Origin of the sequence: Pseudomonas sp. R62 (genome assembly GCF_000257605.1) — a bacterium.
Lineage (GTDB): Bacteria > Pseudomonadota > Gammaproteobacteria > Pseudomonadales > Pseudomonadaceae > Aquipseudomonas > Aquipseudomonas atacamensis.
Genome location: NZ_JH635998.1, coordinates 2,234,538 through 2,241,935 on the forward strand (window position 1 = coordinate 2,234,538; position 7,398 = coordinate 2,241,935).

10 protein-coding genes are annotated in these 7,398 nt (G+C 58.9%); 5 read left to right on the forward strand and 5 right to left on the reverse strand.

Translation table 11 applies throughout. From position 1 onward, the window contains the following. Positions 1-197 (reverse strand): GTP cyclohydrolase, FolE2/MptA family (locus OQK_RS29200; RefSeq protein WP_177318486.1); only part of this gene is annotated, 197 nt, incomplete at its 3' end. Between the two features lie 83 nt (positions 198-280). After that, on the reverse strand, positions 281-658 hold the full coding sequence (locus OQK_RS11055) for a hypothetical protein (RefSeq protein ID WP_016772441.1): 378 nt from the start codon (positions 656-658) through the stop codon (positions 281-283). Positions 659-867: 209 nt separating this feature from the next. On the opposite strand from OQK_RS11055, the gene zigA reads away from it, so the two are divergent. Together zigA and OQK_RS11065 are read left to right on the forward strand one after the other, a co-directional pair. Further along, positions 868-2,073, forward strand: coding sequence for a zinc metallochaperone GTPase ZigA (gene zigA, locus OQK_RS11060; protein WP_016772442.1), 1,206 nt, complete (start codon positions 868-870; stop codon positions 2,071-2,073). After that, a complete protein-coding gene (locus tag OQK_RS11065; RefSeq protein ID WP_038860854.1) occupies positions 2,073-2,723 on the forward strand; it encodes a DUF1826 domain-containing protein in 651 nt (216 codons plus the stop codon). The genes zigA and OQK_RS11065 overlap by 1 nt, the downstream gene beginning before the upstream one ends. A gap of 4 nt (positions 2,724-2,727) precedes the next feature. On the opposite strand, the gene OQK_RS11070 is transcribed toward OQK_RS11065, so the two are convergent. Beyond that, on the reverse strand, positions 2,728-3,084 hold the full coding sequence (locus OQK_RS11070) for a hypothetical protein (RefSeq protein WP_016772443.1): 357 nt from the start codon (positions 3,082-3,084) through the stop codon (positions 2,728-2,730). A gap of 40 nt (positions 3,085-3,124) precedes the next feature. Between OQK_RS11070 and OQK_RS11075 the strand changes: the two genes are divergently transcribed. Then, positions 3,125-4,090, forward strand: a complete 966-nt coding sequence (locus OQK_RS11075) for a CobW family GTP-binding protein (RefSeq protein ID WP_016772444.1) — start codon at positions 3,125-3,127, stop codon at positions 4,088-4,090. 6 nt (positions 4,091-4,096) lie between these two features. Here OQK_RS11075 and OQK_RS11080 read toward each other — a convergent pair whose 3' ends face one another. Then, the gene (locus tag OQK_RS11080) at positions 4,097-4,510 is read right to left on the reverse strand and encodes a DUF3301 domain-containing protein (protein WP_038861179.1); all 414 of its coding nucleotides are present in this window, start codon (positions 4,508-4,510) and stop codon (positions 4,097-4,099) included. A 117-nt stretch (positions 4,511-4,627) separates the two neighbouring features. On the opposite strand from OQK_RS11080, the gene pdxY reads away from it, so the two are divergent. Next, positions 4,628-5,500: a pyridoxal kinase PdxY gene (gene pdxY / locus OQK_RS11085; RefSeq protein WP_016772446.1), complete on the forward strand. Its 873-nt coding sequence runs from the start codon at positions 4,628-4,630 to the stop codon at positions 5,498-5,500. A 115-nt stretch (positions 5,501-5,615) separates the two neighbouring features. Here pdxY and OQK_RS11090 read toward each other — a convergent pair whose 3' ends face one another. Beyond that, on the reverse strand, positions 5,616-6,098 hold the full coding sequence (locus tag OQK_RS11090) for an acyl-CoA thioesterase (protein WP_016772447.1): 483 nt from the start codon (positions 6,096-6,098) through the stop codon (positions 5,616-5,618). A gap of 277 nt (positions 6,099-6,375) precedes the next feature. On the opposite strand from OQK_RS11090, the gene OQK_RS11095 reads away from it, so the two are divergent. Then, on the forward strand, positions 6,376-7,398 hold a 1,023-nt coding region (locus tag OQK_RS11095; protein ID WP_016772448.1), incomplete at its 3' end, for a cation:proton antiporter.

A 7,398-nucleotide genomic window follows, 5' to 3' on the forward strand; every position in this document is an offset into this window, starting at 1 on the left:
AGTGCCAGATACAAGCGCGACATGTGAATACCACGCGCTTCACCATCATCGAGACTCACGCCAGCGTCGACTCTGGCGCTGAGGCATTGGCCTTCAAGCACAACGGGTAGAGCAATCCCACGCATGCCTACCCAGTCGAGGGGCAGTGCCAAGCGTGCAGATTGGGCGGCGATATCCGGGAGAGTAAGAGCATTCATGGTTGAGACCGTCGTATTGATCTCTTTTTACGTTACATTATAACAATCCATTCAGCGATGCTTTTTTCATGAAAAGGTTTTCACTAGCAGCCCGTCATCCGGCTGCAAGTGAACCTTACGCTGCTACCGCCCGAGCTGGAGAAGCGGTTGATGGTTGTCCAGCCGACACGACGGGTGTAGCCAACCCAAGCCTCGCCATCGGAGGCGATGCCGGTAAAAAAGGTCAATTGGCCGAAGCGGCTGTTGGTCTGCGCCCAATAGCGATGGCCGTCCTTCTCGAATCCGCGCAGGTAAAGCGTGGTGCCTACCGTATTGACGCTATAGGCATTGCCGTCGACGTCTACACACGCCAGCAGATTAGCGCTGCGTGTGCAGTGCGCCGGCCCCGGCATGTGCGCCTGTGCTTGGCTGGCCAGCGACATGGCAAAGCTCAAAAGCAGGCATTTCAACCCCTTGTTCATTGCGAGTTTCCACGATCGGTGGTGCAGCAATTTGCGAAATCTCCTCTGCCGGACTGGCAAAATCAAGTTGTTATACTATAACATAAATCGCAACCAGCCTGAGCTGCCGATCACAATCGTATGCCTTCTTTGACCCGGTTAAATGAAGCGCAACACGCCAAGCGCACACCTAAAAGCGTAAATCGGCTGCCATTTATGAGGATTATCCAATGTCAGCCAAGTTGCCCGTCACCGTACTTTCAGGATTTCTCGGCGCCGGAAAAAGTACACTTTTGAATTACGTACTACGTAACCGAGACGGCTTGCGCGTTGCGGTGATCGTCAACGATATGAGCGAGATCAACATCGATGGCAGTGAAGTCCAGCGCGATGTCAGCCTGAACCGCGCTGAGGAAAAACTCATCGAAATGAGCAATGGCTGTATCTGCTGTACGTTACGTGAAGATTTACTGGAAGAAGTCAGCAAACTTGCTCGCGAGGATCGTTTCGATTATTTGCTGATCGAATCCACCGGCATTTCCGAACCGCTTCCGGTCGCTGAAACCTTCACCTTCCGCGATGAACAGGGGCAAAGCCTCGCCGACATTGCTCGCCTCGATACCATGGTCACCGTGGTCGACGGTGTGAATTTCCTGCTCGATTACCAGGCGGCCGAAAGCCTCGCCTCTCGCGGCGAGATTCTCGGTGAAGAAGACGAGCGCTCCATCACCGATCTGTTGATCGAGCAGATCGAGTTCGCCGACGTCCTGCTGATCAGCAAAATCGACCTGATCAGCCAGCACGAGCGTGAAGAACTCACCGCCATCCTCAAGCGCCTCAATGCCCAGGCTGAAATCATTCCAATGGTGATGGGCGAAATCCCCCTGGAGAAAATCCTCAACACCGGTCGTTTCGATTTCGATCAGGCCGCACAAGCGCCCGGATGGCTACAGGAATTGCGCGGTGAGCACGTCCCGGAGACACAGGAATACGGCATCGCCTCGACGGCCTACCGCGCGCGCCGGCCATTTCACCCGCAACGTTTCTTCAGCTTCATTGATCGGCCTTGGCTGAACGGCAAGCTGCTGCGCTCCAAAGGCTTCTTCTGGCTCGCCAGCAAACCCACCGATGCAGGTAGCTGGTCCCAGGCCGGTGGCTTGATGCGTCATGGATTCGGCGGTCGCTGGTGGCGTTTCGTGCCAAAGAATCAATGGCCCGAAGATCAGGAAAGCGCCCAGGCGATCATGGGAAACTGGATTCCAAGCGTAGGAGATTGCCGCCAGGAGCTGGTTTTCATCGGTCAGAACATAGATTTCCTACAGCTCTCCGCCGAACTCGATGCCTGTCTGCTGACCGACGAAGAAATGGCCATGGGTGTAGAAGGCTGGCGTTCGCTGCCTGATCCATTCGGTCCTTGGCACGAAGAGGCCGCCTGATGCTCGCACTCCAAGATCAGCCGCTGCTTACCCGTCATCAGCACCAGGGCGTGACCCCGGAAACGTTGACGCGAATCCTGGAAGACCAGACCAATCTCGCCGTCTGGCAACGTCAGCTGCCCGTGCACATTGCCGATTTTGCGCAATTGGTGCTGTCACTCAACGAGCCCTTGGCCGAGTCGCTGTGTCTGGAATTGCCCGACGAAGATGCCGAACCGGATCTCGCCGGTCTGGCTGCAGGGCTGCGTGATCTGCAAGGTTTCGAAGGTTTCGTGAGCGATCTTAAATGGCTGATCAGTGCCTTCGCCTGCCTGCTCGGTGCGCGGCGTATCGGCGTGCGTTTGCGTGTGCTGGACAAGGCCATGTGTCCGCGCTTCCACGTCGATCACGTGCCGGTGCGCTTGATCACAACTTACGCTGGCATCGGCAGCCAATGGCTTGAGGAGGGCGCGATGGATCGCCTGCAACTTGGCCAGGCCAATGCCGAACCGCAAGGTGCAGCGTCGATTCGTCAGCTCAACAGCGGCGACGTCGCGCTGCTCAAAGGCGAAAAATGGCACGGCAATGAAGGCTTCGGCCTGATCCATCGTTCGCCGCAACCGGCACCCGGTGAACGCCGTCTGTTGCTGACCCTCGACTGGCTCGGCTGACACATCAGGGCTTGCGCCAGGCGCCCTGGCTCTGGCCTTCGCAATAAGGCTTGAGATACGCCGCATCAGTGGCCACGCCGTAATAGTGGATATCCTGGCGATAGGGCATATTGGCGACTTGCGCGTTGCTGCACACGCCGAAAGCGCCGCTGGGGCACTGGTCGACGTATTGCACCTCGACCTTCTGCCCGGCCAGCGTCGGTTGGCAGAAGCCGTCATTGAACAATTTCTGCGGAATCGTCCGGTTCTGCTGACAGACTTTGACGTCGAGCCGTTCGCCCTGTGTGTGCACCACGCAGGCCTGAGCCCACGCTTCACTCGACAGCAGCGCCAACAGCAACGACCATCCCGACCAGCGCATCTTCGATCTCCTCAATAACTGTCCGCAGAAAGTACCCGCCATGTTGCAGAACATTCCGACCCACGTCATCGCCGGCCCGTTGGGCGCCGGCAAGACCAGCCTGATTCGCCAGTTGCTGGCGCAACGGCCTGCGGACGAGCGCTGGGCGGTGCTGATCAACGAGTTCGGCCAGATCGGTCTGGATGCTGCATTGCTGACGAATGACGCCGATGGTATCGCACTGGGTGAGGTGGCCGGGGGCTGCCTGTGTTGCGTCAATGGCGCGCCATTCCAGATCGGCCTCGGCCGCCTGCTGCGCAAGGCCAGGCCAGATCGACTGTTTATCGAGCCATCCGGGCTGGGCCATCCGGCGCAGTTGCTCAAGCAATTGAACGAGGCGCCGTGGCTGGGCGTGCTGGCGGTTCAGCCCTGTGTGCTGGTTCTGGACGCTCAGGCATTGCACGCGGGTAGAACCCTGCCGGACGCCCAGCAGCAAGCGTTGGCCAGCGCGGGTTTGCTGTTGTTGAACAAGGCCGAAGATCTTGATGAAACGGCTCGAGACAGAATCGCCAGCCAGTTGCCGCCCGTCAGACTGATCTGGACGCAGCAAGCGCAACTGCCTCTGAGCGAGCTGCCGGGGCTGGCAGTAAAAGCGAACGAAGGCGCAGGGCATCTGCCGCTGCCGACTGGATTGGCACAGCTGCCAGCGGTCTGGAGCGATCCGGCCGAACCGATTTGCCTGAGTCAGGCGCAGGAGGGTGGGTGGAGCATCGGTTGGCGCTGGCATCCGCGGCAGGTATTTGATCAAGCACGCATCGCCGATTGGCTGAGCGCGCTGGACTGGAAGCGGGCCAAACTGCTTATCCACAGCACGGATGGCTGGGTTTCGGGCAATGCGCTGGAGCATGCCGAGCTGAGTTGGCAAGCCAGCGAATGGCGAAAAGACTCAAGAATCGAGCTGATCTTCGCTGAACCGCAGAACATCGAACAGCTGCAAGCCGGTTTGGCTGAATGCCGGATTCAGTGAGTCAGCTCAAGGCTTCCACTTGGTATGTTCCTGGCGCCACTGGCTCAGCTCGATGACTTCCGCCCGAGGCTTGTGGACTTCGACCACCGGCGGCGTATCGTCGAACGGCGCCGGGTAGGGCGCCAGTTCAATCTGCGCACTGTGCGCGCCGAACTGGGTGACGGTGCCGTTGTGGCGGCTTTCGCCGGTCACGGTGAACTCGAAGTTGTAGACCCGCGCCAGTCGCCGGCGACCGTTGGCATCCCTGATCAGACCGATCTTTTTCAGCGCGACGTTACCGTCCAGCAGTTCAACGCCAACATTGGTGCAATGCTGCTTGACCCGCTCCAGCGCGCGCTCGCGCAAGCCGTGGTTGTGCCATAGCCAGGCACCAGCGGCGGCGAACAGCATCAGCACGAAGATGTTTTCCAGGGTCAGCATCGACATCGAACTCCAAATGATGGCGTCAGCTTAACTGTCTCGCCGGTCTGTCGTACAGGCTGTGTTTCGTCGCATACTGCGCGGCTTGAATTTCAATCGTTTTACGGAATGACCCGAATGAAACGTACGCCTCATCTGCTCGCCATCCAGTCCCACGTGGTGTTTGGCCACGCCGGCAACAGCGCTGCGGTTTTTCCGATGCAGCGCGTCGGGGTCAATGTCTGGCCGCTCAACACCGTGCAGTTCTCCAACCACACCCAGTATGGTCAGTGGGCCGGTGAAGTGCTGGCGCCGCAGCGGATTCCCGAGCTGATCGAAGGCATCGCCGCAATTGGCGAGCTGGGCAACTGCGACGCGGTGCTCTCCGGCTACCTCGGCAGCGCCGCGCAGGGACGGGCGATTCTCAGCGGTGTGGCGCGGATCAAAGCGGTCAATCCGAAGATGCTGTACCTGTGTGATCCGGTCATGGGTCATCCGGAAAAGGGTTGCAGCGTGCCCACCGAGGTCAGCGATTTCCTCCTCGATGAAGCTGCGGCCGTGGCGGACATCATGTGCCCGAACCAATTGGAGCTGGACAGTTTTTCCGGGCGCAAGCCGCAGTCGTTGTTCGATTGCTTGGCGATGGCACGAGCGCTGCTGGCGCGCGGGCCGAAAGCGGTACTGGTCAAGCACCTGGATTACCCGGGCAAACCGGCGGATGGCTTCGAAATGTTGTTGGTGACCGCCGAGGGCAGCTGGCATCTGCGCCGTCCGTTGCTGGCGTTTCCACGTCAGCCAGTGGGCGTCGGCGATCTGACCTCTGGCCTGTTCCTGGCGCGGGTGTTGCTGGGCGACAGCCTGCTGGCAGCGTTCGAATTCACCGCAGCGGCAGTGCATGAGGTGTTGCTGGAAACCCAGGCGTGCGCCAGTTACGAGCTGCAACTGGTGCGGGCGCAGGATCGCATTGCGCATCCGCGGGTGAAATTCGAGGCTACAGCGATCAGTCTCTGAGACCGGGTCGTCTTTATTCGCGAGCAGGCTCGCTCCCACAGGAAGAATGCATTCCAAATGTGGGAGCGAGCCTGCTCGCGAAAGCCATTTGTCAGGCAACATCAATCAAGGCTGATCAGGCGTCGCCCTTGATCTCCTGATAACGCTTCTCCAGTTCCTGACGAATCTGTCGGCGCTGCTGCGCCTGCATGAAGCGGCGTTTGTCTTCGCTGTTCTGCGGTTGCAACGGCGGCACGGCGGCCGGTTTGCGCTGATCATCCACCGCGACCATGGTGAAGAAGCAGCTGTTGGTGTGGCGCACCGAGCGTTCGCGGATATTTTCGGTGACCACTTTGATGCCAACTTCCATCGACGTGTTGCCGGTGTAGTTGACCGAGGCGAGGAACGTCACCAGTTCGCCGACATGAATCGGCTCGCGGAAAATCACCTGATCCACCGACAGGGTCACCACGTAGCGCCCGGCATAACGGCTGGCGCAGGCGTAAGCCACTTCGTCGAGGTATTTGAGCAGGGTGCCGCCGTGGACATTGCCAGAGAAGTTGGCCATGTCGGGGGTCATCAGTACCGTCATCGACAGCTGGGCGTTTCCGGGTTCCATAACGTTCTCACGGATCAAGGCTGATTGCAGGAAGCGCCTCTGCGGGCACCTGGTGGCTTTTCAAAAAGCACCGTTATCGGGACGCCGCGCGGCGGGCCGCCGTCACGCCGGTAGCGATCTGTTTCCATATATTGCACCGGCTTCCAGAGCGAAGTCGCGGTGTTAACCTGCAAAAGCCCTGCCCAAGGGCAATTCCTACATCAAAAGCGGATTTTTACCTGCTCGCGCAGAACGTCTGACGTCTGTCCGCGCGCCTCGTCATCAAGGAGCCCACGCCATGCATGCCATCAGTTTCATTCAGGATCTGGCAGTGATCATGCTGGTCGCGGGCGTGGTGACCGTACTGTTTCATCGTTTCAAACAACCGGTGGTACTCGGCTATATCGTCGCCGGCTTCATCATCGGCCCGCATACGCCGCCGTTCGGCCTGATTCACGACGAAGAAACCATCAAGATCCTGGCCGAACTCGGGGTGATCTTCCTGATGTTCTGCCTCGGCCTGGAGTTCAGCCTGCGCAAGTTGTTCAAGGTTGGGGCAACGGCGTTCATTGCCGCGTTTCTCGAGATCATCCTGATGATCTGGATCGGCTACGAAATCGGTCGCTGGTTCGACTGGAACACCATGGATTCGTTGTTTCTCGGCGCGATTCTGGCGATCTCCTCAACCACCATCATTGTCAAAGCGCTGAATGACCTGAAGATGAAGAACGAGCGCTTTGCGCAGTTGATCTTCGGTGTGCTGATTGTCGAGGACATCCTTGGCATCGGCATCATCGCGCTGCTGTCGAGCATCGCCGTCAGCGGCACGGTGAGCTCGGGCGAAGTGTTTTCCACGGTCGGCAAGCTGTCGCTGTTCATGATCGTCGCGCTGGTCATCGGCATTCTGTTGGTGCCGCGTCTGCTGGCTTATGTGGCGAAATTCGAAAGCAACGAGATGCTGTTGATCACCGTACTCGGCCTGTGTTTCGGCTTCTGCCTGCTGGTGGTCAAGCTTGAATACAGCATGGTGCTCGGCGCTTTCCTGATCGGCGCGATCATGGCTGAGTCGCGGCAATTGCTGAAAATCGAACGATTGGTCGAGCCGGTTCGCGACCTGTTCAGTGCGATCTTTTTTGTCGCCATCGGGCTGATGCTCGACCCGCTGATTCTCATCGAATACGCCTGGCCGATTGCGGTAATCACCGTGGCCGTGGTGCTGGGCAAGATGTTGTCCTGCGGCCTCGGTGCGTTTATCGCTGGCAACGACGGACGGACCTCACTGCGAGTCGGCATGGGTCTGTCACAGATTGGCGAATTTTCC